Genomic DNA, 24,028 nt, shown 5'->3' with positions numbered 1-24,028 from the left:
TCATCGTTGGCAGGATAAGTTCGTGTTATGCTACCACCAAGGTCCGTTGGTATACCAGTTGAGGCAACACCTCAGTGGCTAGTTATAATCAGCGCAGTCCGGGCAAACGTACGGTAAATACGCATTTTGCAACCGTTTTTTGTTTGGTAATGTTAGGCGCGGTAGATTACAACCAGGTACTGAAAAAGTGTTGAATCTTGGTACCCAGGTATATATAGTGGCGCCCGCTTCGGTGGCCCGGCAATGGCTGACCGGTGCTGGCGCGAAATTTAGGCAGGAAGGTGGCATGTCTGCACAACCGGTAGATATTCAAATTTTTGGCCGCTCGTTAAGAGTCAATTGCCCGCCAGAACAACAAGATGCGTTGAACATGGCAGCAGAAGATCTTAACCAACGGTTGCAAGATCTTAAAGTTCGCACTAGAGTCACAAATACAGAGCAACTCGTATTTATCGCAGCATTGAACGTCTGTCACGAACTTGCTCAAGAACGCTTGAAAACGCGTGACTATGCGGCCAATATGGAACAACGAATTCGTATGCTGCAACAGACCATTGAACAAGCGCTGCTTGAACAGGGTCGCATCTCTGAACGTCAGGATGCACAATTCGAATAACTTAAGTTGCTGGAGTTGAAGGCTCCGGCAATGAGTGAAAAATTTCTCTGAGATGTTTGCCAGCGGGCCAGTCCCCTGAGCCGATATTTAGTACCAACAGAATGTGATGATCCACGATCGGTGTGCATGCTCGGCCCGTCCGAGAAGCCTTAAGATTGTGACAGCACGTTCACCTTGAACCATGGGTTCAAGGGTTACAGCCTGCGACGGCATCTCGGAGATCCCTTCACCTGCGTTTTCAGTGTGTTAACTCACCACTACTGGCGAATCTAACACTATGTCATTGCAACCTCAGTTCGCTCAGCAACGCCAACTCATCCGTAACGAAATACGCCAACGACGTCGTGCCTTAACGCCCGCTCAACAGCATGATTTCTCCCAGCAAATAGCCAGTAATATTGCACAACATCCGCGCATTCAGGCAGCCAGACACATTGCGGCGTTTCTCTCTTTTGATGGCGAACTAGATACAGGCCCGCTGATCGAGCGGCTGTGGCAGCTAGATAAACAGGTTTATCTGCCGGTGTTACATCCATTCAGCCCTGGTAACCTGTTGTTCCTGCATTACACTGCGCAAACGCCGCTGGTGAGTAACCGCTTCAAAATCCTTGAGCCAGCGCTCGATGTCCGCCACGTCTTACCAGTGTCACTGTTGGATGTGGTATTGACGCCGCTGGTCGCCTTCGATTCGGCAGGGCAACGTCTGGGGATGGGCGGCGGGTTTTACGATCGCACCTTACAAAACTGGCAGCACGCAGGCCCCTATCCGCTGGGGATTGCGCACGATTGCCAACAGGTTAGCGCCCTGCCGGTGGAGCAATGGGATATCCCTCTGCCAGAGATTATCACCCCGTCACAAAGCTGGGCCTGGCCAATCTCCACATAGCAAAAGGCCGGATTGCTCCGGCCTTGGTGTTCCGTCGGTTACCGATTACAGCAGTAAGCGGGCACGGATGGTCCCTTCGATCGCTTTCATACGTTGCAACGCTGCATCAGCACGTTCAGTTTCCGCTTCGATATCGATAACCACGTAGCCAATTTCCGAGCTGGTCTGCAGATACTGGGCCGCGATGTTCACCCCTTCTTCGGCGAAGATCTGGTTAATCTGCGTCAGGATGCCTGGGCGGTTTTCATGAATATGCAGCAAACGGCTGGCGTTCGGGCCATGTGCTGGCAGCGACACCTCTGGGAAGTTGACCGCAGACAGCGTTGAGCCGTTATCGGAATACTTCGCCAGCTTACCAGCCACTTCATCACCGATGTTCTCCTGAGCTTCCTGGGTTGAACCGCCGATATGCGGCGTCAACAACACGTTATCGAACTCGCACAGTGGAGAATTGAACGGATCGCTATTGGTTGCAGGCTCTTCCGGGAACACGTCGATTGCCGCACCGGCCAGATGGTCGCTCGCCAAGGCGTTACACAGTGCCGGGATATCCACCACGGTGCCGCGTGAGGCGTTGATCAGGATCGCACCTGGCTTCATCAGCGCCAGCTCTTCGGTGCCGATCATGTTCTTGGTCGACAGCGTTTCCGGCACGTGCAGCGTGACCACGTCGCTCATATTGAGCAGATCGGACAGATGGCGCACCTGTTGGGCATTACCCAGCGGCAGCTTGTTCTCGATGTCGTAGAAGAACACTTTCATCCCCAGGCCTTCCGCCAGGATGCCGAGCTGAGTACCAATATGGCCGTAGCCGATGATCCCCAGCTTCTTGCCCCGCGCTTCATACGAGCCCACGGCCAGTTTCTGCCACTGGCCACGGTGTGCCTTGGCGTTGGCCGTTGGGATCCCGCGCAGCATCAACAGCAGCTCACCCAGCACCATTTCGGCCACGGATCGAGTATTGGAGAAAGGCGCGTTAAACACCGGAATGCCGCGTTTGGTCGCCGCTTTCAAATCAACCTGGTTGGTGCCGATACAGAAACAGCCCACCGCAACCAGCTTCTCTGCGGCCGCAAAGACTTCCTCGGACAGATGCGTGCGCGATCGGATACCCACGAAGTGTGCATCACGGATCGATGCCTTCAGCGCTTCGGTGTCTAACGCACCTTTGTGATATTCAATGTTGCTATATCCGGCAGCACGCAGGTTATCCACGGTGCTCTGATGAACCCCTTCTACCAACAGGAACTTAATCCTGTCTTTCTCCAATGATACTTTTGCCATTTACCCGACCCTATGTTCAGACTTCAGAAGCGGCTGTTTTCCCCTTTATACCCGTCATCCTTTAAACCACACGACGGGGATAGCTTTCAAATTGCCACCACACTGGCGGCAACCCAAAATCAACAGCACGTCCCTCCAACATAACAAAAATAACGCGCCCGGCAATACAAACGATTGCCTGCCCGTTAGCACAAGGCTCAGCGATGTCGATGGTTTCTGGTGGAAAATGCCATTGGGAAAGATTTAGGCAGAAGCTTAACGGAGGTTATTAACGGAATGTGACATATGTCACCAAATTCGCCCGTTTTAAGAAAAGATATTTTAAGACAAGAATTATGCGTGGCGGACCGTAAGCCAGTAAAAAGCGGCGAACCGGCTGAGACTTTGTCAGCAGGCTCACCGCTTTTACGGCCAGATTATCTGACCACTTTTTTTACGCCATCCGGCGTGCCAACCAACGCGACGTCCGCGCCACGGTTGGCAAACAGGCCAACGGTAACCACGCCAGCAATGCCGTTGATTTTGTTTTCCAACGCGATGGCATCGAGGATTTCCAGGTTGTACACATCCAGGATCACGTTGCCGTTATCGGTTACGACGTTCTGGCGGTATTCCGGCAGGCCGCCCAGCTTGACCAGCTCACGCGCCACGTAGGAGCGGGCCATCGGGATCACTTCTACCGGCAGCGGGAATTTACCCAGCACATCAACCTGCTTGGTGGAATCGACAATGCAGATAAACTGACGGGCAATGGCAGCAATGATCTTCTCGCGGGTCAGCGCTGCGCCACCGCCTTTAATCATCTGCATGTGGCCGTTGATTTCATCGGCACCGTCAACGTAGATATCCAACGAATCCACTTCATTGCTATCGAAAACGTGGATCCCCAGGCTTTTCAGCTTGGCGGTCGACGCGTCTGAGCTGGATACCGCACCTTCGATCTGGTGTTTGATCGAACCCAGCGCATCGATAAAGTGAGCCGCAGTCGAGCCGGTGCCCACGCCCACGATAGTGCCAGGCTTCACGTATTCCAATGCTGCCCAGCCTACCGCTTTTTTCAGTTCATCCTGAGTCATGATGTGTTCATTGCCTATGTACGAAAACGTGTGCGTATTATAGGGTAAATCACTGATGGCAACTTAGGCTAAAACACACTTATTTAACCTGACGCACATTTCTGCCCCTCCCTACGACGCCCGCTCTGAAAAGAGCGGCGGGATTTTTTCACCTGAGAAAGTGCAAAAATGTGGCATAGTGCCTGAATCAACTTACTAAAAGGGATCTTCTCTCCGATGAAACGCCCAGACTATAGAACGCTGCAAGCGCTGGACGCGGTGATCCGTGAGCGTGGCTTTGAGCGCGCGGCACAAAAACTTTGCATCACCCAATCGGCGGTATCCCAGCGCATCAAACAGTTGGAAAACCTGTTCGGCCAACCGCTACTGGTACGCACCGTGCCACCGCGCCCAACCGAGCAGGGTCAAAAACTGCTGGCCTTGCTGCATCAGGTCGAGCTGCTGGAAGAGGAGTGGTTAGGGAATGACAATGGGGTCGATACGCCGCTGTTGCTGTCACTGGCGGTCAACGCCGACAGCCTGGCAACCTGGCTGTTACCGGCGCTAAAACCGGTGCTGGCCGATTCCCCGGTGCGCCTGAATTTACAGGTGGAAGACGAAACCCGCACGCAGGAACGTCTGCGCCGGGGGGAAGTGGTGGGCGCGGTCAGTATCCAGCCGCAGCCGCTGCCAAGCTGCCTGGTCGATCGGTTAGGCGCGCTGGACTATCTGTTTGTCGCCTCGAAGGCCTTTGCCGATCGCTATTTCCCCAACGGGGTGACCCGTTCCGCCCTGCTGAAGGCACCAGCGGTGGCATTCGATCATCTTGATGATATGCATCAGGCTTTTTTACAGCAGAACTTCGATCTCTCGCCGGGCAGCGTTCCCTGCCATATCGTTAACTCGTCAGAGGCGTTTGTTCAGTTGGCACGGCAAGGCACCACCTGCTGTATGATCCCGCATTTGCAGATTGAGAGAGAGCTGGCCAGCGGAGAACTGATCGACCTGACACCGGGCCTGTTCCAGCGCCGTATGCTGTTCTGGCACCGCTTTGCCCCGGAAAGCCGCATGATGCGTAAGGTCACCGATGCGCTGCTGTCGCATGGGCATCAGGTGTTAAGGCAGGATTAAAGGCGCAGCGTGACGCCGCGCCCAGGCAAGAGATTACTTACTGCGCGGCGTTGGTTTTCAGCTCGAACACCACGTCCACCTGATCGTCGAAGTGAATGCTTTGCTGCTCGTAAGTCTGAGCGGCATCGCTTTCCGGTGCCGCAGAAGCGGCTTTAAACATGCGAGCTACCGGCATCGGCTGGTAGTTGGCAACGTGATAGCGAATGCTGTACACCGGCCCCAGCTTGGCCTTAAAGCCCTGCGCCAACGAAGCGGCTTGCTGAGTGGCATTTTCAATCGCTTTCTGACGTGCCTGCTCGCGATAAACCTCTGGCTTGGCTACCCCAAGCTCAACCGCACGAATTTCGTTCAAACCCGATTTCAGCGCACCGTCCAACAGCTCGTTGAGTTTATCCAACTGGCGCAAGGTTACCTGCACCTGGCGCACGGCCTGGTAGCCTTTCAGCTGCGATTCACCGGTTTTCAGATAGTCATATTCTGGCTGGGTACGCAGGTTGGCCGCATTGATATCTTTCTTTTCAATGCCGTTTTTTTGCAGGAAGTCAAAATACTGCGCTACGCGTTCATCAACCTGTTTTTTCGCCTGGGCGGCATCTTTGGCAGAGACGCTGACTTCGATCGCCAGCGTAGCAATATCCGGGGTGGCGTCCACGCTGGCCGTACCGGAAGTGACCACATGCGGCCCTTCAGGTACTTCTGCTGCCTGCAGCGCCAGAGGTAACGTGCCTAATCCAATCATTGCGGCCATGGCCAATGCTTTAAGCTTCACAGTGTCTCCTTGAATGACTAAATGCTTACCTTCAAAGCTAACACATCCTGCCGCCCTTGGAGTTCGGATTAGTGACAAATATAAGGGCTAATCGGGCTGTAGGGGCGCCGCATGCTGCGCCCGGCTCGCCCCTACGGCCGATTATTACCAATTAGCGGTTAGCCCATGCCAGGCCAATTGCAGTGCAATAACCCACATCACCAGCCCGACCAGGACGTTGATAATCCGTTGTGCCGTCAGGGTTTTCAGCCACGGAGCCAGCCATGAGGCCAGCAATGCCAAGGCAAAGAACCAGACGACCGAAGCACTGACCGCGCCAAGGGCAAACCAGGATCGAATGTCTGGCGTCAGTTGCCCTCCCAGGCTGCCGAGCACCACAAAGGTATCGAGGTACACGTGCGGGTTCAGCCAGGTGACCGCCAACATGGTCACCACAATGCGCCAGCGGTTTTGCTTCATCTCTTGCGCCGCTGTCAGCTCCAGATGTTGGCTAAACGCGGTACGGAAAGCCCCCCAGCCGTACCACAGCAGGAAAGCAACGCCGCCCCAGGTCACCAACGCCAATAGCATAGGTGAACTGCTGAGCAAGGCGCTACCGCCAAAGATACCGGCGCAAATCAGAATGATATCGCTCAACGCGCACAGCGAGGCGGTCATCAGATGATAATGGCGGCGGATCCCCTGGTTCATCACAAACACGTTTTGTGGGCCAAGCGGCAGGATCATCGCGGCGCTCAAGGCAAAGCCTTGCAGATAGATGGCTAACATGGTGTTCCTTCTGGCAATATCAGCGCCGGGAAAGCGGCGTGTGCTGTTCAACACGCGCATCATACGAAGAGAAAATTATTAGGGGAAATGGATATTTCTAATCAGGCATCAGTAATGCTAATGCTCAATCGTTACGGCGATGATCGATCCACTCTTCAATCTGAATCGGGAAGACATCTGGCGCCTTTCTCAGCATCCGCCGCACCAGATCCAGCACGGTATGTTGTGATAGCGCCTCTTCCATACGTTGCTGGGCAATATTCATCACCTGGCGTACGCCGCAAATGCCTTCACAGGCCCAGTCGGGCGCAGTTGCATCAAATACGGCCAAGCGTTGGCGTATCTCTTTGCAGTCGAAGATTGCCTTTTCACCGTCGATAGCCGCCACGATATCCAGCACGGTGATCTGATCGGCCGGTTTGGCCAGCCGGAAGCCACCGCCTTTACCCTCGGTGCTTTCAACCAGTTTAGCCTTGGAAAACTTGGTGAATATCTTGGCCAGGTAGTCATAAGGCACACCCTGCAATTCGGCGATTTCACGCACGCTCATCTCGCGCCCTTCGCCTTTGCTATCGACCATACACATCAGGCTATGGATGCCATACTCCACCCCGGAACTGTAGAACGCCATGTGTTCTCCGCACGATTAATTCTGAGTTAAATAGTAATTTCTTCCCTTCAACGATGCAATGCCAGCATACCTCCACGCCATAAATAATAAAAAGATAATAAAATTCAATAAATTAAACAAACCACATCCGGAATGACGTGTAAAAGGCTTGATGATCTTAACTACGATCAATATAGTCGTAGTTAATAATTAAGCCAATGTGCAGATGAAACAACAGCGGAGTGACAGTATGAAACAACAAATTCTTATCCTGGGTGCCGGTTTTGCAGGGATGTGGGCGGCATTGAGCGCGGCACGATTAGCCGATCTCCACGGTCGTCACGATATCGAGATTACCGTGCTGGCCCCCCAGCCTGAGCTGCGTATCCGCCCACGTTTCTATGAGTCCGAGGTGGAAAACTACGCCGCTCCGCTGCTGCCATTATTCGCAGTAACCGGGGTAAAATTCCTCGCCGGGGTTGCCAGTGAGATTGATAGCGCCGGCCAGCAGGTTTGGTACCGCAACGAGCAGGACCAACTGACTGCCGTACGTTACGATCGCCTGATCATGGCGACCGGTAGCCACATCGCTCATGCCCTACCAGGAGCACAGCTGTACGCCTTCAACGTCGATAAAATGGAGAGCGCAGCCCGCCTGGAGCGGCATCTTGCTGCGTTAGCCGAGCAGCCTGAGAGCGCCGCACGTAATACCGTCATCGTTTGTGGCGGCGGCTTTACCGGTATTGAGGTGGCCACCGAAATGCCTGCACGCTTACGGGCGATCCTCGGTGACTCAGCTGCAATTCGTGTGATTGTCGTCGATCGCAGCCCAGTGGCGGGAGGCCGTTACAGCGAGCAACTGCGCGACGTGATTAGCCAAGCCTCGGTAGAGTTGGGTGTCGAGTGGCGGCTGAATAGCGAGATTAAGGCCATTGACGAGAGCGGGCTGACGCTGAAAAACGGCGAACATATCGCCTCCAGCACGGTGATTTTAACCGTGGGCGTACAGGCCAGCCCGTTAACCCGGCAAATCCCGGGTGAGCGCGATCCGCAAGGCAGGCTGCATGTCGACCAGCAGTTAAGAGTGATTGGGCAAAACGCGGTTTATGCGACCGGCGATGTCGCCTTTGCCCGTACTGACGATCAAGGCAATCACGCCCTGATGACCTGTCAGCACGCCATTATGTTAGGGCGCTTTGTCGGCCATAACGTCGCTGCCGATCTGATCGGTATTGAACCCTTGCCCTACCGCCAGGTGAATTACGTTACCTGTCTGGATCTGGGGGCCTGGGGCGCGGTCTACAGCGAAGGTTGGGATCAGGTGGTGAAATTCACCAAAGAAGAGGGAAAGAAAATCAAAGTCTCCATTACCAACGAGTTGATCTATCCCCCGCAGGCGGAACGTGAAGTGGCCTTTGCCGCCGCCGATCCGTTAGCACCGTTTGTTTGATTGATTGAAATCCGTTCCCTCACTAGAAAGTGAGGGAACGTCAGATCATTACTCCGGCTGCTCTGCCGCTTTCGCTACATGGCGGACATGCACGTCCATCTGTGGGAATGGAATACCGATCTGGTGAGCATCCAACTGACGCTTGAAGTTTTCCATCAGATCAAAGTACACGTTCCAGTACTCGGCATTGGTGGTCCAAGAGCGGGTCACAAAGTTCAGTGAAGAAGGGGCCATTTCATTGAGGCGAACCGTCACGCCTTTATCGTGCATGATGCGCTTATCTGCCGCGATCACGTCACCCAACACTTTCTTCACCAGATCGATATCAGCGTCATAAGCTACACCCACCACGATATCCACGCGGCGGTTTGGCTCACGGGAATAGTTGATGATATTGCCCGCGATGATTTTACCGTTCGGCACCACAATGGTTTTGTTATCTGAAGTACGCAGCGTAGTGGAGAAGATCTGCACCTGATCTACCGTGCCGGAAACGCCACCCAGATCGACAAACTCCCCGGCCCGCAGCGGACGGAAGGCCACCAGCAGCACACCGGCTGCAAAGTTGGAAAGTGAACCTTGTAGTGCCAGACCCACAGCCAGGCCAGCGGCACCCAGCACGGCAATCACTGAGGTGGTCTGAACACCAATACGCCCCAGCACCGCAATAAAGGTAAACGCCAGGATGCTGTAACGCGCCATCGCAGCCAGGAAATCCGCCACGGTGGCATCGATGCCACGCAGCTTCATCACGCGGCTGAGCGCATTACTCACTACACGAGCCACCACTGAACCAATAATAAAAATCACGATCGCGGCAACAATATTCACCGCATACTGGATCAGCATATCCTGATGGTTGACTAGCCAACTGCTGGCATTGTTAATGCCTTCTACTACGTTAAGTTCTTCCATTCTGACGTCCTACTTGACATCCCCATGCGGGGAAAATGAGCAAAATATACTGGCGAAACAGGGCCAATAAACAAACCACAGCTAAGGGTAACCAACATTTTGCCGCAGTGCCAACCGCAACGGGTAAAATTTTCCACCAGTTTTACCAGGTATAACCTGAATAAATCTCGGGTTAACCTGGTATCAGCTATGATTGAAATGATTTTACGGTACAAGGAGAGCTTATCGTGATCGCTATTTTTCCCTCGCTGAAACACTATTGGCAAGTGCGCCCCAGGTTATTGATTTCGGTAGGCTTAGGGCTTCTGTGTATCGGGCTGCTTCCTGCTCATCTCCCATGGTTGCAACGGTTGATCGTTGGTTGGAACGTGATGGCCTGGATCTATTTATTATGCCTTTGGCATCTGATGCTGGGCTGCACGCCACAACGTACCCGGCAATTGGCACGCAAGCAGGACGAGAGTGCAAGCCAGGTATTGGCGTTGGTCAGTTTGGGCTGCGTAGTGAGCATTCTGGCCATCCTGTTTGAATTGAGCACTGCCAAACAGGTCAGCGATGCGTTGAAAACGCTGCATCTCGCCCTGACCGGCTCCACACTGGTGGTTTCCTGGCTGCTATTACCCACGGCATTCACCATGCACTACGCCCACCTGTTTTACCTCCAGCGGGCCAATACGGAGGTGTTACCACTTTTGTTCCCCGGCAAGCTGGCCGAGCCAAACTACTGGGACTTCGCTTATTTCTCCTTCACCATTGCCGTGGCTTCACAAACCGCCGACGTGGCCGTGGGCACCGCAGACGTGCGTAAAATCACCCTGTTGCAATCGGTGATCTCTTTTGTCTTCAATATCTTGATCCTGGGGCTGTCGATTAACGTTGGGGCGGGGTTATTGGGGTAGCTACTTAGGTGACGGGTGCCTGGGTAAAAAAAGAAAAGGCTCCCAAGGGAGCCTTTTAGCGTCAATCTGAACGGAGGGACGATATTACAGCACGTCTACCGCGTTCAGTTCTTTGAATGCCAGTTCCAGACGGGTGATCATGGAAGTCTGAGCAGCACGAGTCCATACGCGTGGATCGTAGTATTTCTTGTTCGGCTTGTCGGCACCTTCTGGGTTACCCAGTTGGCCCTGCAGATAGCCTTCGTTCTTTTTGTAGTAGTTCAGGATACCTTCCCAAGTTGCCCACTGGGTGTCGGTATCGATGTTCATTTTCACTACGCCGTAGCTGACCGCTTCTTTGATTTCTGCTGCGGTAGAACCTGAACCACCGTGGAACACGAAGTTCAACGCATTGTGCGGCAGGTTGTGTTTCTTGGAAACATAGTCCTGAGAATCGCGCAGAATGGTTGGAGTCAGTTTCACGTTGCCTGGCTTGTAAACACCGTGTACGTTGCCGAAAGAGGCAGCGATGGTGAAGCGCGGGCTGATAGCGTTCAGTTTTTCGTACGCGTAATCAACGTCTTGTGGCTGAGTGTACAGGGAAGAAGCGTCCATGTGGCTGTTGTCTACGCCATCTTCTTCACCACCGGTGCAGCCCAGTTCGATTTCCAGGGTCATACCGATCTTCGCCATGCGAGTCAGGTACTTGCTGCAAATTTCGATGTTTTCTTCCAGTGACTCTTCAGACAGGTCGATCATGTGTGAAGAGAACAGTGGCTTACCGGTCGCCGCGAAGTGCTTCTCACCCGCGTCCAACAGGCCGTCTAACCATGGCAGCAGTTTCTTAGCGCAGTGGTCGGTGTGCAGGATCACTGGCACGCCGTAATGTTCAGCCATCTGGTGCACGTGGTGCGCGCCAGAGATTGCGCCCAGGATCGCAGCACCTTGTGGCACGTCAGTTTTGATGCCTTTACCCGCGATAAAGCCAGCACCGCCGTTAGAGAACTGCACGATCACTGGAGCACGCACCTTGGCTGCTGTTTCCAGCACTGCGTTGATGGAGTCGGTACCCACGCAGTTTACCGCTGGCAGTGCAAAGTTGTTCTCTTTGGCAACTGCGAAGACTTTCTGCACGTCATCACCTGTGATGACACCTGGTTTTACGAAATCAAAAATTTTAGACATTAGACGTTGTCCTGTTTCGTTGGCCGTATACCCGTCGTCTTGCAAGCTACAACCTGCAAGCTAGTGGTAGCGATGGATAAATAGCGATTTTTTACCCCCACAGCTCAGCTGGGGAGCATAAACAAACGGGCGGCTTGCGCCCCCCGTTATCTGAATTACTGCTTAGCGCGCTCTTCCAGCATCACTACTGCAGGCAGAGGTTTCCCTTCAACGAATTCCAGGAAGGCGCCGCCGCCGGTAGAGATGTAGGAAATTTTGTCAGCGATACCGAACAGATCGATAGCTGCCAGAGTGTCGCCGCCGCCTGCAATGGAGAAGGCTTCGCTATCTGCGATAGCGCGTGCAACAATTTCGGTGCCCCGACGGAAGTTAGGGAACTCGAAGACGCCAACCGGGCCATTCCACAGAATGGTTTTGGCGTTCTTCAGGATAACGGCCAGACGCTCGGCAGAGACGTCGCCCATATCCAGAATTTGCTCGTTGTCTTGGATCTCGTTGGCCTGCTTCACCGTGGCCACAGCGGTTTCAGAGAACTCGGTCGCAACGCGTACGTCGGTTGGCACCGGAATATCGCAGGTTTCCAACAGTTTTTGCGCGTTCGGGATCAGATCGGGTTCGTACAGGGACTGCCCCACGTTATTCCCTTGTGCCGCCACGAAGGTGTTAGCGATGCCGCCACCAACGATCAGCTGATCGGCGATCTTGGACAGAGAATCCAGCACGGTCAGTTTGGTAGAAACTTTAGAACCACCAACGATAGCCACCATTGGGCGAGCCGGGTTACCCAGCGCTTTGCCCAGGGCTTCCAGTTCCGCAGACAGCAGCGGGCCTGCACAGGCAACTGGAGCAAACTTGCCCACGCCATGTGTAGAAGCCTGCGCACGGTGTGCAGTACCAAAGGCGTCCATCACATATACGTCGCACAGCGCAGCATATTTCTTGGACAGCACTTCGTCGTCTTTCTTCTCGCCTTTGTTGAAGCGAACGTTTTCCAGAACAACCAGTTCACCTTCTGCAACGTCAACGCCTTCCAGATAATCCTTCGCCAGACGGACTGGGGATTTCAGATGCTCTTTCAGATAGTTGACCACTGGCAGCAGGGAGAATTCTTCGTTGTACTCACCTTCGGTAGGACGACCCAGGTGGGAAGTTACCATCACGCGGGCGCCTTGTTTCAGCGCAGCTTCGATAGTCGGCAGGGAGGCACGGATACGCGCATCGGAAGTCACTTTACCGTCTTTCACTGGTACGTTCAGATCGGAACGGATCAGAACGCGTTTACCCGCCAGATCCAGATCGGACATCTTAATTACAGACATGGTGAACCCTCTTTGTTGATTCTCTATAAAGTTGCCTGAGCGACGCATCAACACCACGTTGATAGCGCCTTACTAGAAACCGCTTGCGGCCATTGCCCGTGTTGTATCCAACATCCGGTTGGCAAAGCCCCATTCGTTATCACACCAGACCAAGGTCTTGATCAGGTGCTGTCCGCTGACCCGGGTTTGCGTTCCATCAACAATGGCGCTGTGCGGGTCATGGTTAAAATCAATCGAGACTAATGGTAGTTCTGTATAGTCAACTATACCACGAAATGATCCCTGTGCCGCCTTTTGCAACAGCTGGTTTACCTCTGTGACCAACACCTTCGAGCTCACGCTGACGCTAAGATCGATGGCCGTTACGTTGATCGTCGGCACCCGCACGGAGATCGCTTCAAAACGATCGCAAAACTGCGGGAAGATGCGCGTAATGCCCGCTGCCAGCTTGGTGTCGACCGGAATAATCGACTGGCTCGCCGCGCGGGTACGCCGCAAATCCTGATGATAGGCGTCTATCACCGGCTGATCGTTCATCGAGGAGTGGATGGTAGTTACCGTGCCTGACTCAATGCTGTAGGCATCGTCCAGCAGCTTGATAATCGGAATAATGCAGTTGGTGGTACAGGAGGCGTTGGACACAATGCGATGCTCGCCACGCAGCGTTTGGTGGTTAACCCCAAACACGATGGTCGCATCCAGATCGTTACCGCCCGGATGGGCAAACAGTACCTTTTTTGCCCCTGCCGCCAGATGAGCTTCGCCATCTGCCCTGCTGCCGTATACACCGCTGCAATCCAGCACCACATCTACGCCCAGTTCACCCCAGGGCAACTGGTCCAGCTCGGGTTGATGTAACAGCCGAATGCTGTCATCTCCCACGCTCAACACGTCACATTCCTGGCGCACATCCCAGGCAAAGCGGCCGTGGCTGGAGTCATATTTCAGCAGGTGGGCCATCCCCTCGGCATGTGCCAGTTCGTTGATGGCGACGACGGAAATTTCGGCGCGTCTCCCCGATTCGTACAGTGCGCGTAAAACGCTACGGCCAATACGGCCAAAGCCGTTTATCGCTATGCGGATGGTCATGCTACTCCCTGAAAAAGGGCGATCTCTGGCGGTAATGTTCAACGTCAAGGATCGCGCAGACTGATTATCTCGCCTAGAGTACTTTAGCGCACCGCCTGCTGTGAATCGCTGCTTTGCATTATTCGTCAAACCCCATTGCTCATCGCAACCGCTCACTCTGGCGTTTCCACTGACAACAGTGATAACTGAAACGCTTCAGCCGAGCATAAACCAAAGTTTTGCCAAAAGGAACAGGTGCAACGCACTGCCTGTCATGTCGAAGAGACTTTGCGAAAATAAAATGATCTAGCGCACATTTTTACCCTCAACTCTCGTTAGCCAAATGAGGTCGAATGCGCAAATGACTTGCCGGTAACGCCAAGTTCTCCATAATGAACCCAGCGTTTGTTGGGTGAAGCAAATGCCGATGGGTACAATTCTCTTTCTTTTGTGGTCGATGTTATTTACAAGGAACCAAAATGAGTGAAATCAAAGTAGTCGCCCTGATTAAAGCCATGCCAGAACACCGTGCTACGGTAGATAAAGCGGTACGCGCCATGGTCGCCCCGAGCCGTTCCGAGCCGGGTTGCATCCAATATGATTTGCATGAAGAGCAGGGCCATCCGGGCGCGTTCGTCTTTATCGAGCGCTGGACTTCTGAGCAGGCGCTGAAAGAGCATATGGCAATGTCTTACCACGATGCCTTCCTGGCTGAATTGGAAGGGAAGCTAGTGAGTCTGGAAGTGAAAAAACTGACTCAACTGTAATTGTAACGATTAGGGGCGCTGTTCATTCTGCGCGCCCCTTTACACTCTAACAACAGCAAACAATTTCAGTTAATCAGCCCCTGGGGAAAATCCACAGATGCTCGGCGGGCAGAGACAGCGTGCACATTTCTTGGCCACGAACTTCACTACCATAGGCACGAACCGCAAAGTCCTCTGCCACCGTGCGGAACAGATACTCCCATCGGTCGCCCAGATACATACTGGTCAGCAGGGGTAGCGAGATCTGATTGCCTTGCGGATCTTCCCCCAAGCGTACTCGCTCAACGCGGATCACCGCAGTTGCTTCCTGCCCAGTGGTTAACCCAGCCCCAGCCTTACCCCACAGCCCCCAGTCTTTACCTTCGATCCGCGCGTTGCCTTCACGGATCTCCGTCACCTTGCCAAACAGACGGTTGTTGCTGCCCATAAATTCGGCGGTGAACAGGGTGGCAGGCGAGCCGTACATTTCCTGTGGCGTACCCTGCTGCTCGATCTTGCCGTTATTGAGCAGCAGGATCCGATCGGAAATTGCCATCGCCTCATTCTGATCGTGGGTTACCATCAGCGCAGAAAGGCCCAGTTTGATGATCAGCTCACGCAGGAACACCCGCGCTTCCTCTCGCAACTTGGCGTCCAGGTTAGATAACGGTTCATCCAGCAAGATCACCGGTGGGTTATAGACCAACGCACGGCCAATCGCCACACGCTGCTGCTGACCACCGGAGAGCTGATGAGGATGGCGCTTACCTAACTGCCCCAGACCGAGCTGTTCGAGTACCGCCTGTACACGCTGGGTAATTTCCGCTGCAGGCGTTTTGCGTAATTTCAGCGGATAGGCCACGTTATCAAATACGGTTTTGTGGGGCCATAACGCATAGGATTGAAACACCAGGCCCAGATTGCGTTCTTCCGCCGGGATCTCGCTGCGCGCCGTGCCGTTATAGACGGTATTGTTGCCAATAACGATTTTCCCCTGGGTGGGTTTTTCCAACCCGGCTACCGCTCGCAGCAAAGTGGTTTTACCACTGCCTGACGGCCCAAGTAGTGAAACTACCTCTCCCCGTTTGAGCTGCATCGAAACGCCCTTCAATACCGGGTTATCGCCGTAGGTCAGGTGCAGGTTATCTACCGAAAGCTCAATCATGTATTTTCACTCCAAATCGCAGGGCAATCCCTAGTCCTAACACGACCAGAAGGATGTTAATAAAAGAGAGCGCGGCGACAATATCAATCGCCCCCGCCGCCCACAGGGAAACCAGCATGGAACCTATGGTTTCCGTACCCGGTGACAGCAGATAGACCCCGGTGGAATATTCGCGTTCGAAGATCAGGAACATCAGCAGCCAGGATCCAATCAGGCCATAGCGGGAGAGCGGGATCGTCACATGGCGCGTGATCTGCCCGCGAGAGGCTCCGGTGCTGCGTGCAGCCTCCTCCAACTCGGGAGCAACCTGCAACAGCGTCGATGAGATCAGCCGTAGGCCATAAGCCATCCACACCACGGTATAAGCCAGCCAGACGCTGAAAATGGTGCTGCGCAGAGAGCGTAACCACACCACCAGGTTTTCACGCAGCCATTCGGCGATCGGTAGCGCGGAGAGCCAACCGGCTTTTAGCGATTTATCCAGCCACATCGGCAGGAACAAGAATACCCACAGGAAAGCCAAGCCTGCCAGTAAGCCAGGCACCGCACGCGGCACCAGTACGCTGTAATCCAGAAAGCGGGTCACGCCGTCAGGTTTACGGTGCATCGCAATGCCGATAAACAGATAACACACCACCGCCAGCGCACCACCAAACACCCCGATCGCCATCGAGTTGACAATCGCCCGCAGCAGGTTAGGTTGCTGCCATATGGTGCGGAAGGTGTTGAGCGACAGCTCATCCCAAATGGAAACCCCGACGCCCCAGTTGGAAATAAAGGCGCGCAGCACCACACCCACCAGCGGAACACCGATGGTAACGGTAAGCCACAAGACCACTACGCCACCGGCGACCCAGCGCCATTTACCCAACGGCAATGCACGGGCCTGAGAGGCTTTTCCCTTGACCGTGACAAAGCGGTTGGCGGTTCGCATCAGACGCCGTTGCAGCATCACCAGTGGAATGGTAATGCAGATCAACACCACCGCCACCGCCGCCATCAGATGGTAAGACGGCGTACCCAGCTTGTTGGTCAGTTGATACAGGTAAGTCGCCAGCACCAGGTTGCCTTCCGGGTCGCCCAGCACCAGCATCAGCCCAAACACTTCCAGCCCCAGGAAGAACAGCAACACGCTGGCATACAGGATCGACGGCCGCACCATGGGCAAGCTGACGGCGGTCATAACCTGCAACGGAGAAGCCCCGGCGGTGCGGGCGGCCTCTTCAACATCTGAACCGACGCTGCGCAGCGCCGATGAAATATAGAGATAAGCGTGGGGAACATGCGTCAGCCCGGCGATCACCACGATGCTACCCATCGCATAGATATTCCAGGGCACAAAACCCAGCAAGGATTCTGCCCACAGCGAGAAGAAACCGACCGGCCCGGCTGCCACTACGTAGCCAAAGCCCAACACCATCGGCGAAACGAAGATCGGCACCAGGATCAGCGGTTCAATAAAACGGCGGCCCGGCAAATCGGTTCTCACCATTAAAAATGCCAGTACGCCACCTAACGGAATGGAGATGACAACCAGGCCAAATGCCAGAATAAATCCGCTTTTCAGCGCCTTGTAGAAATCGGGGTCGGTAAAGATAAACCGGAAGGCCTCAAGGCTGAACACCTTGGAAGGCGAGAAAAACGGCGCGGAAAGGAAGCTTTGGATCACGATAAACGACAGTGGTACGTAGATAACCAGCGCGGTTATCAGCACCACCAAGCCGCGCGGCAGGCTCTGCCACTTGTTGCGCAATGCTTTCATAGACTGTCCCGATGGTGATATCCCCTGCATCCTGAGATGCACCGGGGTAGAGTTCCCTGTTTAAGCAATACAGGCTTCATGCTGAAGGAGAACGCAGGAAAGATTCTGTGCAGTTCCCCTCACCCTAACCCTCTCCCACAGGGAGAGGGGACTGATTGTGCTACCTATTCACTTCTGAGCCTGACCGTGGCACCGAACTGGCTCCCTTTTTCTTTTTTGAAGAGAGGGAACTGGATGCGCTACTTTCACTTTAGTGTCACTTCACAACACTCGTGCCACCGATTGGCTTCTGCACCCACCCACAACACAGAACCAGCTCCCTCTCCCTGTGGGAGAGGGTTGGGGTGAGGGGTAACAATGATTGGCGTGCCCTATTCCGTCATCACTTCGCAGCGGCGGTACGCCACTGTTTGATGTACTCCAGGCGTTTGGCAGGTTCCAGATATTCCAGCAGGCTTTCATCCACCGGGATTGGTTTCAACGCCTTACCCAGCATCTGCGTCATGCCATCGATGTCGTTCTTGCCTTCGATATCGTTGCGGATGGAGGGGATATCCGCCTTGTTGGCCAGGATATTCTGCCCTTGCTCAGACAGCACGAAGTTCACCCACAGTTTGGCCGCATTGCCGTTGGCCGCTTCCTGGCTGATAAAGGTCACTCGTGACAACACCAGCGTGTAGTCTTTGGGATACGAGATACCGAGTGAAGGGTCCGTTTTGGCTCGCGCCTCGGCATAGGACCCCAGGATATTAAAACCAATCAGGTTTTCGCCTGAGGAAACCCTTTCCATCATGGTGCCAGTGGAAGACTGCACGGCCAACCCGCCCTTGGCGATATCGGCCAAGGTAGCGAAGTAGTTTGGATCGGCCTTGAAGTCTTGCACCGAGAGCATGAAGCCCAGGCCCGACTTCTCGATGTCATAGGTGGTGACTTTCTTTTTGAATTTATCCGGCTGGCTGGCAATCAGCTTAGCCAGCGCGGCATGGGAGTCCGGCACCTCACTCTGCGGGATCAGGCGCTTGTTGTAGATAAACACCACCGGCTCATAAGTCGTGCCATAGGCCTTATCTTTCCACACGGCCCATTTAGGCAGTTGCCCCAGCTCTGGCGAGGCATATTCCAACGCATAGTCGGTGGCCAGCTTCAGCGCGGTATCCATAGAAGAACTCCACACCACGTCACCGCTAGTGCCCCCAGCCGCCTGCTCGCTGATATAACGGTTATACAGCTCGGTGCTGTTCATATCGTTGTATTCTACTTTGATACCAGGATACAGCGCTTCAAACCCCTGGATCAGTGCCCCTGCGGCTTTGGTATCCGTAGTGGAATACACCACCACCTTGCCTTCTTTTTTCGCCGCATCGACAATCTTTTGATAATCGGCCGGGTAGCCTGCCGGGAACTGCGCAAAGGCCGGGGCAGAGATTAAGACGGCCGCCGCCGCCATAGATACGCCAATCTTAAAAAACATACCATTAACTCCTGGTTGCATTTATAAAACCAAAAATTAACATATAGCGAATGGCGGTGGTTAAGCAACGCCGTTAATTCGCTATGTTGCTGTTTTGTGATGGTGGGCGATTTTTGGACAGCAACAGCCATGATTATCCAATCATTAAGGATTTCTTAATGTTGCTAGGCTGAGGATAGAGAAAGGAGAGTGGACGGGGAGTAAAAAATAAGGGGCGAATATTCGCCCCTTGCGCTGTTAAATCTTAGGCCGACTTATTTCAGCAACGCTGTAGCCTTGGCTACCACGTTGTCGACGGTGAAGCCGAACTCTTTGAACAATTGCTCTGCCGGAGCAGATTCACCGAAGGTGGTCATGCCCACGATCGCGCCGTTCAGGCCAACATACTTGTACCAGTAATCCGCGATACCCGCTTCCACCGCTACGCGAGCAGAAACTGCCGCTGGCAGCACGGATTCACGGTAGGCCGCGTCCTGCTTGTCGAAGGCGTCGGTAGACGGCATGGATACCACACGCACTTTACGCCCTTCGGCGGTCAGTTTGTCGGCGGCTTCAACGGTGATGCCTACTTCAGAACCGGTGGCAATCAGGATCACGTCCGGCGTACCTGCACAGTCTTTCAGCACATAACCACCGCGATAAACGTTCGCCAACTGCTCGGCGGTACGTGGCTGCTGGGTCAGGTTCTGACGGGAGAACACCAGCGTGGTCGGGCCGTCATTGCGCTCGATGCCGTACTGCCAGGCGATAGCCGATTCAACCTGGTCACAAGGACGCCAGGTGCTCATGTTCGGCGTCACGCGCAGGCTGGCCAACTGCTCAACCGGCTGGTGCGTTGGGCCATCTTCGCCCAGACCGATAGAGTCGTGGGTGTAGACGAACACGTTGCGGATTTTCATCAGCGCAGCCATACGCACCGCGTTACGGGCGTATTCCACGAACATCAGGAAGGTCGCAGAGTACGGCAGGAAACCACCGTGCAGCGCGATACCGTTGGTGATGGCGGTCATGCCGAATTCGCGCACGCCGTAGTGGATGTAGTTACCCGCCAGATCGTCACCCAGAGACTTGGAGCCGGACCACATGGTCAGGTTGCTTGGTGCCAGGTCAGCAGAACCACCAAGGAATTCAGGCAGCAGTTTACCGAAGGCTTCCAGTGAGTTCTGTGATGCCTTACGGCTGGCGATGTTAGCCGGGTTAGCCTGCAACTGCTCAACGAATTTCTTCGCTTCCGCTTTCCAGTTGGCTGGCAGTTCACCGCTGGTGCGGCGTTTGAACTCTGCGGCCAGTTCTGGGAAGGCTTTGGCGTAAGCGGCGAGTTTCTCGTTCCAGGCGGCTTCTTTAGCCTTACCAGCTTCTTTGGCATCCCACTGGGCATAGATATCCTGCGGGATTTCGAAGGCGGCATATTTCCAGCCCAGAGCTTCACGGGTAGCCGCAACTTCAGCTGCGCCCAGTGGAGCACCGTGGGAATCATGGGTGCCCGCTTTGTGTGGTGAACCGAAGCCAATCACGGTTTTGCACATCAGCAGGGAAGGTTTGTCGGTGACCTTATGGGCTTCTTCGATCGCGGCTTTGATAGAGTCGCTGTTGTGGCCGTCAACGCCACGCACCACGTGCCAGCCATAGGCTTCGAAACGCTTGGCGGTATCGTCGGTGAACCAGCCTTCTACGTGGCCGTCGATGGAGATGCCGTTGTCATCATAGAACGCGGTCAGTTTGCCCAGCTTCATGGTACCAGCCAGGGAACAGACTTCGTGAGAGATGCCTTCCATCATGCAACCATCGCCCATAAACGCATAGGTGTGGTGGTCAACAATCTCGTGGCCTGGGCGGTTGAACTGCGCGGCCAGCGTACGTTCGGCAATGGCGAAACCGATCGCGTTAGCGATCCCCTGGCCCAGCGGACCGGTAGTGGTTTCTACGCCTGGGGTATAACCATATTCTGGGTGACCCGGAGTTTTGGAATGCAGCTGGCGGAAGTTTTCCAGCTCGCTCATCGGCAGATCGTAACCGGTGAGGTGCAGCAGGCTATAGATCAGCATTGAGCCATGGCCGTTAGACAGCACGAAGCGGTCACGGTCAGCCCAGTGCGGGTTGGTTGGGTTGTGGTTCAGGTAGTCACGCCACAGGACTTCGGCGATATCTGCCATGCCCATAGGGGCGCCCGGGTGGCCGGAATTTGCTTTTTGAACGGCGTCCATACTGAGTGCGCGGATGGCGTTGGCAAGCTCTTTACGAGAGGACATGTTTTACTCCAGGTCGGATTAAAAAAGCGATCAAGATTTCTATTTTCTCAGACTCGGCATTGAAACAGCAATCCCTAATACCGAATGAGAGCGAGTTCATCACTAATGCGCACGTTCGGGACACATTTCGGAATATGGCTATTTCAGCCAAGCCTGCCGTACACTAGGCTATGCGCAGAATAATGGCAGCAGAACACAGTACCACCCCCTTTACTATCACAGGACGATAGAACGATGAAAATCCGTACTTCTTTGATTGCACTGAGCCTTACTGCTTTATTGAGCGGCTGTCAAAACCTTAATACCGATACCCTACTACAATCCGGTGCCCAGGCCTACCAGGCGGCGACGCTGAGCGATAGCGACGTCAAGGCACTCAGTGATAAATCCTGCGCAGAGATGGATAGCCAGGAGCAAATCGCGCCAGCAAGCAGCGAATATACCAAGCGCCTGAACAAGATCGCCGCAGCGTTGGGGGATAATATCAACGGTACCCCTGCAAACTACAAGGTTTACGTGACCAAAGACGTCAACGCCTGGGCGATGGCAAACGGCTGCATCCGCGTCTACAGCGGCCTGATGGACATGATGGATGATAACGAAGTCGAAGGCGTACTGGGCCATGAAATGGGCCACGTTGCGCTGGGCCACACTCGTAAAGCCATGCAGGTCGCTTATGGGACAGTTGCATTACGTACCGCAGCATCTTCAGCTGGCGGTGTAGCAGCCTCATTGTCTCAGTCGCAGTTGGCCGATCTGGGCGAAAAACTGGTCAATGCCCAGTTCTCTCAGAAACAGGAAAGCGAAGCGGATGATTACTCGTTCGATCTGCTGAAAAAACGCGGCATCAATCCTGCTGGCCTGGCTACCAGTTTCGATAAACTGGCGAAATTAGACGGTGGTCATGAAAGCAGCATGTTTGACAGCCACCCAACTTCCGAAGCCCGTGCCAAGCACATTCGCGATCGCATCGCTGCCGGTAAGTAACTCTATGTTCCCTCTCTTGGGAGTACGCCTCTGGAGAGAGGGAACTGAGTAAGCGGTCAGTACAGCTTCTGCGGTGGGCCAGCGAAGGTCAACGGCCCAACGCTTTTCATATCAACCTCTACCACCGATGGCCCTGGGTAATTAATCGCCTCCGCCAGCACGCCACCAAACTGCGCAGCATCGCTCACTTTCCAGGCTTTCAGCCCCATCGCCTCTGCCACCTGGCAGAACGCCGGAGTATGCAGTTCGTTATAATACTGGCGTCCAGAGAAATACTTGTCCTGAATGCCACGCATCACGCCATAGCCGCCGTCGTTCATGATCAGCAAGGTGATATTGGCCTGTTCCTGCGCCATGGTTGCCAGTTCCCCCAGGCCCAGCGCCAAACCGCCGTCCCCAACCAAGCCAACCACTTTACGCTGCGGGTTGGCAATGGCCGTGCCGATCGCCATCGGTAACCCCATGCCGATCGCTCCTGCCAGCGAGTGAATATTGCATAAAGGCGAAATGGCCCGGAACAGGCGGCTACCCCACACGCTGCCAGAAACGGTGATATCACGTACCAGCAGGCCATCCTGCGGCAGCGCAGCGGCGATAGCATCGTTCAGTTTGGCGTATTCACCAGACTGCTGGCGCAGTGCCGTTTCGGCCAACTCCACCGCACGGCCAATCTCGGCATCCCACTCGGCATTCACTTTCTCGCCGGGTGCCAGGCGTGCTGCCAGCGCACTCAGCAAGGCGGAACAGTCGCCATAAACCTGCTCATCCGCCAGATAATTACGGTTAGCCGCCGCCGGATCGATATCAATCTGTACCAACGGGCGCGGCAGTGGGAGTGACCAGGTACGAGTTTCGTTACTCCGCAGGCGGGAACCGGCCACCAGCGTCAAATCACACTGCGTCAGGATAGACTCAACGCTTGGCGAGTTGTGGAAGGCCCGTAGGCTGCGCGGATGGCTATCCGGTAAAATCCCACGCCCATGGGTGCTGGAGATCACTACCACACCGGCATCCGCCAACTGTTTCACCGCCTTACGACAGGCCAGCGCACCACCACCAACCCACAGTAATGGACGTTTGGCACGCTTCACCTGCTGGTAAAGACGTTCAACCGCAGCTTCATCCGCAGCAGGCAGCGCAGGAGGCAGTACCACCTTCCCTACCAGGCTGGCGGGAACCAGGCTGTTCTGAATATCGATCGGGATCTCTACCGCCACCGGGCCACAAGGCACGGTCTGAGCATCCAGAATGGCGCGCTGGATCACCGCGACCGCCTGCTCTGGCGAGTTCACCCGGTAGGCCTGTTTCGAACAGGCGCGCAGGAAGCCCAGTTGATCCTTGGTTTCGTGGATAAACCCGGCATCGGCGTCCAGATAGGCTTTCTCTACCTGACCGGTGATATGCAACAGCGGCGTATTGGCATTCAACGCTTCAATCATCGCACCGACGGCGTTACCGGCTCCGGCACCGGTGCTGGTCAGTGCCACCCCCAAGCCAGAAAAGCGCCCGTGGGCATCAGCCATGGTTACAGCACCTGCCTCACCGCGCGCCGGAACAAAACGGATCGCGCCACGCTGCCCAACGGCATCGGCAATCGGCAGATTGTGGATCGAGATGATGCCGTACATTGCCGCCACCTCGTACTGTTCCAACGTTCGGGCTATCGCCTCACCAACCGTAATTTTTTCGCTCATCATCTGCCTTCTTATTGTCT

At 54.6% G+C, this 24,028-nt stretch carries 21 protein-coding genes and 1 other RNA gene; 8 read left to right on the top strand and 14 right to left on the bottom strand.

The window, feature by feature from the left end; genetic code table 11:
- The first annotated feature begins 286 nt into the window (after positions 1-286).
- The 3 genes from zapA to ACKWMY_RS03160 all read left to right on the top strand — a co-directional run bounded on the left by zapA (position 287) and on the right by ACKWMY_RS03160 (position 1,502).
- Positions 287-616: a cell division protein ZapA gene (zapA, locus tag ACKWMY_RS03170; protein ID WP_021179791.1), complete on the top strand. Its 330-nt coding sequence runs from the start codon at positions 287-289 to the stop codon at positions 614-616.
- Between the two features lie 41 nt (positions 617-657).
- Positions 658-841, top strand: a non-coding RNA gene (gene ssrS, locus ACKWMY_RS03165) — 6S RNA.
- A gap of 52 nt (positions 842-893) precedes the next feature.
- Positions 894-1,502: a 5-formyltetrahydrofolate cyclo-ligase gene (locus ACKWMY_RS03160; protein ID WP_409485867.1), complete on the top strand. Its 609-nt coding sequence runs from the start codon at positions 894-896 to the stop codon at positions 1,500-1,502.
- Between the two features lie 45 nt (positions 1,503-1,547).
- On the opposite strand, the gene serA is transcribed toward ACKWMY_RS03160, so the two are convergent.
- Both serA and rpiA read right to left on the bottom strand, forming a co-directional pair.
- Positions 1,548-2,786, bottom strand: a complete 1,239-nt coding sequence (gene serA / locus ACKWMY_RS03155; protein WP_024486383.1) for a phosphoglycerate dehydrogenase — start codon at positions 2,784-2,786, stop codon at positions 1,548-1,550.
- A 416-nt stretch (positions 2,787-3,202) separates the two neighbouring features.
- The gene (gene rpiA, locus ACKWMY_RS03150; RefSeq protein WP_024530750.1) at positions 3,203-3,862 is read right to left on the bottom strand and encodes a ribose-5-phosphate isomerase RpiA; all 660 of its coding nucleotides are present in this window, start codon (positions 3,860-3,862) and stop codon (positions 3,203-3,205) included.
- A gap of 216 nt (positions 3,863-4,078) precedes the next feature.
- Here rpiA and ACKWMY_RS03145 point away from each other — a divergent pair, with 216 nt between their 5' ends.
- Positions 4,079-4,972: a LysR family transcriptional regulator ArgP gene (locus tag ACKWMY_RS03145; RefSeq protein WP_021179788.1), complete on the top strand. Its 894-nt coding sequence runs from the start codon at positions 4,079-4,081 to the stop codon at positions 4,970-4,972.
- A 37-nt stretch (positions 4,973-5,009) separates the two neighbouring features.
- Here the strand turns inward: ACKWMY_RS03145 and ACKWMY_RS03140 are convergent, their stop codons facing one another.
- The 3 genes from ACKWMY_RS03140 to ACKWMY_RS03130 all read right to left on the bottom strand — a co-directional run bounded on the left by ACKWMY_RS03140 (position 5,010) and on the right by ACKWMY_RS03130 (position 7,140).
- Entirely contained in the window at positions 5,010-5,741 is a 732-nt protein-coding gene (locus ACKWMY_RS03140) for an oxidative stress defense protein (protein WP_021806211.1), read from the bottom strand.
- Positions 5,742-5,885: 144 nt separating this feature from the next.
- Positions 5,886-6,509, bottom strand: coding sequence for an arginine exporter ArgO (gene argO, locus ACKWMY_RS03135; RefSeq protein ID WP_024530749.1), 624 nt, complete (start codon positions 6,507-6,509; stop codon positions 5,886-5,888).
- A gap of 124 nt (positions 6,510-6,633) precedes the next feature.
- Positions 6,634-7,140: an RrF2 family transcriptional regulator gene (locus ACKWMY_RS03130; protein WP_024530748.1), complete on the bottom strand. Its 507-nt coding sequence runs from the start codon at positions 7,138-7,140 to the stop codon at positions 6,634-6,636.
- A 229-nt stretch (positions 7,141-7,369) separates the two neighbouring features.
- On the opposite strand from ACKWMY_RS03130, the gene ACKWMY_RS03125 reads away from it, so the two are divergent.
- Entirely contained in the window at positions 7,370-8,569 is a 1,200-nt protein-coding gene (locus tag ACKWMY_RS03125; RefSeq protein WP_074029713.1) for an NAD(P)/FAD-dependent oxidoreductase, read from the top strand.
- A 48-nt stretch (positions 8,570-8,617) separates the two neighbouring features.
- Here ACKWMY_RS03125 and mscS read toward each other — a convergent pair whose 3' ends face one another.
- Entirely contained in the window at positions 8,618-9,484 is an 867-nt protein-coding gene (mscS, locus tag ACKWMY_RS03120; RefSeq protein WP_021806216.1) for a small-conductance mechanosensitive channel MscS, read from the bottom strand.
- Positions 9,485-9,714: 230 nt separating this feature from the next.
- On the opposite strand from mscS, the gene ACKWMY_RS03115 reads away from it, so the two are divergent.
- Entirely contained in the window at positions 9,715-10,383 is a 669-nt protein-coding gene (locus tag ACKWMY_RS03115) for a DUF1345 domain-containing protein (protein ID WP_161740416.1), read from the top strand.
- A gap of 84 nt (positions 10,384-10,467) precedes the next feature.
- Here the strand turns inward: ACKWMY_RS03115 and fbaA are convergent, their stop codons facing one another.
- The 3 genes from fbaA to epd all read right to left on the bottom strand — a co-directional run bounded on the left by fbaA (position 10,468) and on the right by epd (position 13,955).
- Complete coding sequence (gene fbaA, locus ACKWMY_RS03110; protein WP_021179781.1) at positions 10,468-11,547, bottom strand: class II fructose-bisphosphate aldolase; 1,080 nt, start codon at positions 11,545-11,547, stop codon at positions 10,468-10,470.
- A gap of 155 nt (positions 11,548-11,702) precedes the next feature.
- Complete coding sequence (gene pgk / locus ACKWMY_RS03105; RefSeq protein ID WP_024485678.1) at positions 11,703-12,866, bottom strand: phosphoglycerate kinase; 1,164 nt, start codon at positions 12,864-12,866, stop codon at positions 11,703-11,705.
- A 72-nt stretch (positions 12,867-12,938) separates the two neighbouring features.
- Positions 12,939-13,955, bottom strand: coding sequence for an erythrose-4-phosphate dehydrogenase (gene epd / locus ACKWMY_RS03100; protein ID WP_021806218.1), 1,017 nt, complete (start codon positions 13,953-13,955; stop codon positions 12,939-12,941).
- A 458-nt stretch (positions 13,956-14,413) separates the two neighbouring features.
- On the opposite strand from epd, the gene ACKWMY_RS03095 reads away from it, so the two are divergent.
- Positions 14,414-14,701, top strand: coding sequence for a putative quinol monooxygenase (locus ACKWMY_RS03095; RefSeq protein WP_186579066.1), 288 nt, complete (start codon positions 14,414-14,416; stop codon positions 14,699-14,701).
- A gap of 73 nt (positions 14,702-14,774) precedes the next feature.
- On the opposite strand, the gene ACKWMY_RS03090 is transcribed toward ACKWMY_RS03095, so the two are convergent.
- From ACKWMY_RS03090 to tkt, 4 genes are all read right to left on the bottom strand, one after another.
- Positions 14,775-15,845: an ABC transporter ATP-binding protein gene (locus tag ACKWMY_RS03090; protein WP_261160281.1), complete on the bottom strand. Its 1,071-nt coding sequence runs from the start codon at positions 15,843-15,845 to the stop codon at positions 14,775-14,777.
- On the bottom strand, positions 15,838-17,607 hold the full coding sequence (locus ACKWMY_RS03085; protein WP_074029700.1) for an ABC transporter permease: 1,770 nt from the start codon (positions 17,605-17,607) through the stop codon (positions 15,838-15,840). Before ACKWMY_RS03085 ends, ACKWMY_RS03090 begins: the two co-directional genes overlap by 8 nt.
- Before the next feature lie 382 nt (positions 17,608-17,989).
- Complete coding sequence (locus tag ACKWMY_RS03080) at positions 17,990-19,078, bottom strand: ABC transporter substrate-binding protein (RefSeq protein WP_409485866.1); 1,089 nt, start codon at positions 19,076-19,078, stop codon at positions 17,990-17,992.
- 254 nt (positions 19,079-19,332) lie between these two features.
- Complete coding sequence (tkt, locus tag ACKWMY_RS03075) at positions 19,333-21,327, bottom strand: transketolase (protein ID WP_409485865.1); 1,995 nt, start codon at positions 21,325-21,327, stop codon at positions 19,333-19,335.
- Positions 21,328-21,561: 234 nt separating this feature from the next.
- Here tkt and ACKWMY_RS03070 point away from each other — a divergent pair, with 234 nt between their 5' ends.
- Positions 21,562-22,314 (top strand): M48 family metallopeptidase, encoded by a 753-nt coding sequence (locus ACKWMY_RS03070; RefSeq protein WP_024528292.1) that lies wholly within the window; start codon positions 21,562-21,564, stop codon positions 22,312-22,314.
- A gap of 56 nt (positions 22,315-22,370) precedes the next feature.
- On the opposite strand, the gene ACKWMY_RS03065 is transcribed toward ACKWMY_RS03070, so the two are convergent.
- Positions 22,371-24,008, bottom strand: coding sequence for a thiamine pyrophosphate-binding protein (locus ACKWMY_RS03065; RefSeq protein ID WP_024528293.1), 1,638 nt, complete (start codon positions 24,006-24,008; stop codon positions 22,371-22,373).
- Positions 24,009-24,028: the final 20 nt, after the last annotated feature.

This window comes from Serratia sp. J2 (assembly GCF_046269175.1).
GTDB classification, from domain to species: domain Bacteria; phylum Pseudomonadota; class Gammaproteobacteria; order Enterobacterales; family Enterobacteriaceae; genus Chania; species Chania fonticola_C.
This window is presented reverse-complemented; position numbering and strand designations above follow the sequence as displayed.

Bases quoted from the DNA above. Each gene is read 5' to 3' on its own strand.
- zapA (WP_021179791.1), top strand. From the start codon at position 287: ATGTCTGCACAACCGGTAGATATTCAAATTTTTGGCCGCTCGTTAAGA.
- ACKWMY_RS03160 (WP_409485867.1), top strand. From the start codon at position 894: ATGTCATTGCAACCTCAGTTCGCTCAGCAACGCCAACTCATCCGTAAC.
- serA (WP_024486383.1), bottom strand. From the start codon at position 2,786: ATGGCAAAAGTATCATTGGAGAAAGACAGGATTAAGTTCCTGTTGGTA.
- rpiA (WP_024530750.1), bottom strand. From the start codon at position 3,862: ATGACTCAGGATGAACTGAAAAAAGCGGTAGGCTGGGCAGCATTGGAA.
- ACKWMY_RS03145 (WP_021179788.1), top strand. From the start codon at position 4,079: ATGAAACGCCCAGACTATAGAACGCTGCAAGCGCTGGACGCGGTGATC.
- argO (WP_024530749.1), bottom strand. From the start codon at position 6,509: ATGTTAGCCATCTATCTGCAAGGCTTTGCCTTGAGCGCCGCGATGATC.
- ACKWMY_RS03130 (WP_024530748.1), bottom strand. From the start codon at position 7,140: ATGGCGTTCTACAGTTCCGGGGTGGAGTATGGCATCCATAGCCTGATG.
- ACKWMY_RS03125 (WP_074029713.1), top strand. From the start codon at position 7,370: ATGAAACAACAAATTCTTATCCTGGGTGCCGGTTTTGCAGGGATGTGG.
- mscS (WP_021806216.1), bottom strand. From the start codon at position 9,484: ATGGAAGAACTTAACGTAGTAGAAGGCATTAACAATGCCAGCAGTTGG.
- fbaA (WP_021179781.1), bottom strand. From the start codon at position 11,547: ATGTCTAAAATTTTTGATTTCGTAAAACCAGGTGTCATCACAGGTGAT.
- pgk (WP_024485678.1), bottom strand. From the start codon at position 12,866: ATGTCTGTAATTAAGATGTCCGATCTGGATCTGGCGGGTAAACGCGTT.
- epd (WP_021806218.1), bottom strand. From the start codon at position 13,955: ATGACCATCCGCATAGCGATAAACGGCTTTGGCCGTATTGGCCGTAGC.
- ACKWMY_RS03095 (WP_186579066.1), top strand. From the start codon at position 14,414: ATGAGTGAAATCAAAGTAGTCGCCCTGATTAAAGCCATGCCAGAACAC.
- ACKWMY_RS03090 (WP_261160281.1), bottom strand. From the start codon at position 15,845: ATGATTGAGCTTTCGGTAGATAACCTGCACCTGACCTACGGCGATAAC.
- ACKWMY_RS03085 (WP_074029700.1), bottom strand. From the start codon at position 17,607: ATGAAAGCATTGCGCAACAAGTGGCAGAGCCTGCCGCGCGGCTTGGTG.
- ACKWMY_RS03080 (WP_409485866.1), bottom strand. From the start codon at position 19,078: ATGTTTTTTAAGATTGGCGTATCTATGGCGGCGGCGGCCGTCTTAATC.
- tkt (WP_409485865.1), bottom strand. From the start codon at position 21,327: ATGTCCTCTCGTAAAGAGCTTGCCAACGCCATCCGCGCACTCAGTATG.
- ACKWMY_RS03070 (WP_024528292.1), top strand. From the start codon at position 21,562: ATGAAAATCCGTACTTCTTTGATTGCACTGAGCCTTACTGCTTTATTG.
- ACKWMY_RS03065 (WP_024528293.1), bottom strand. From the start codon at position 24,008: ATGAGCGAAAAAATTACGGTTGGTGAGGCGATAGCCCGAACGTTGGAA.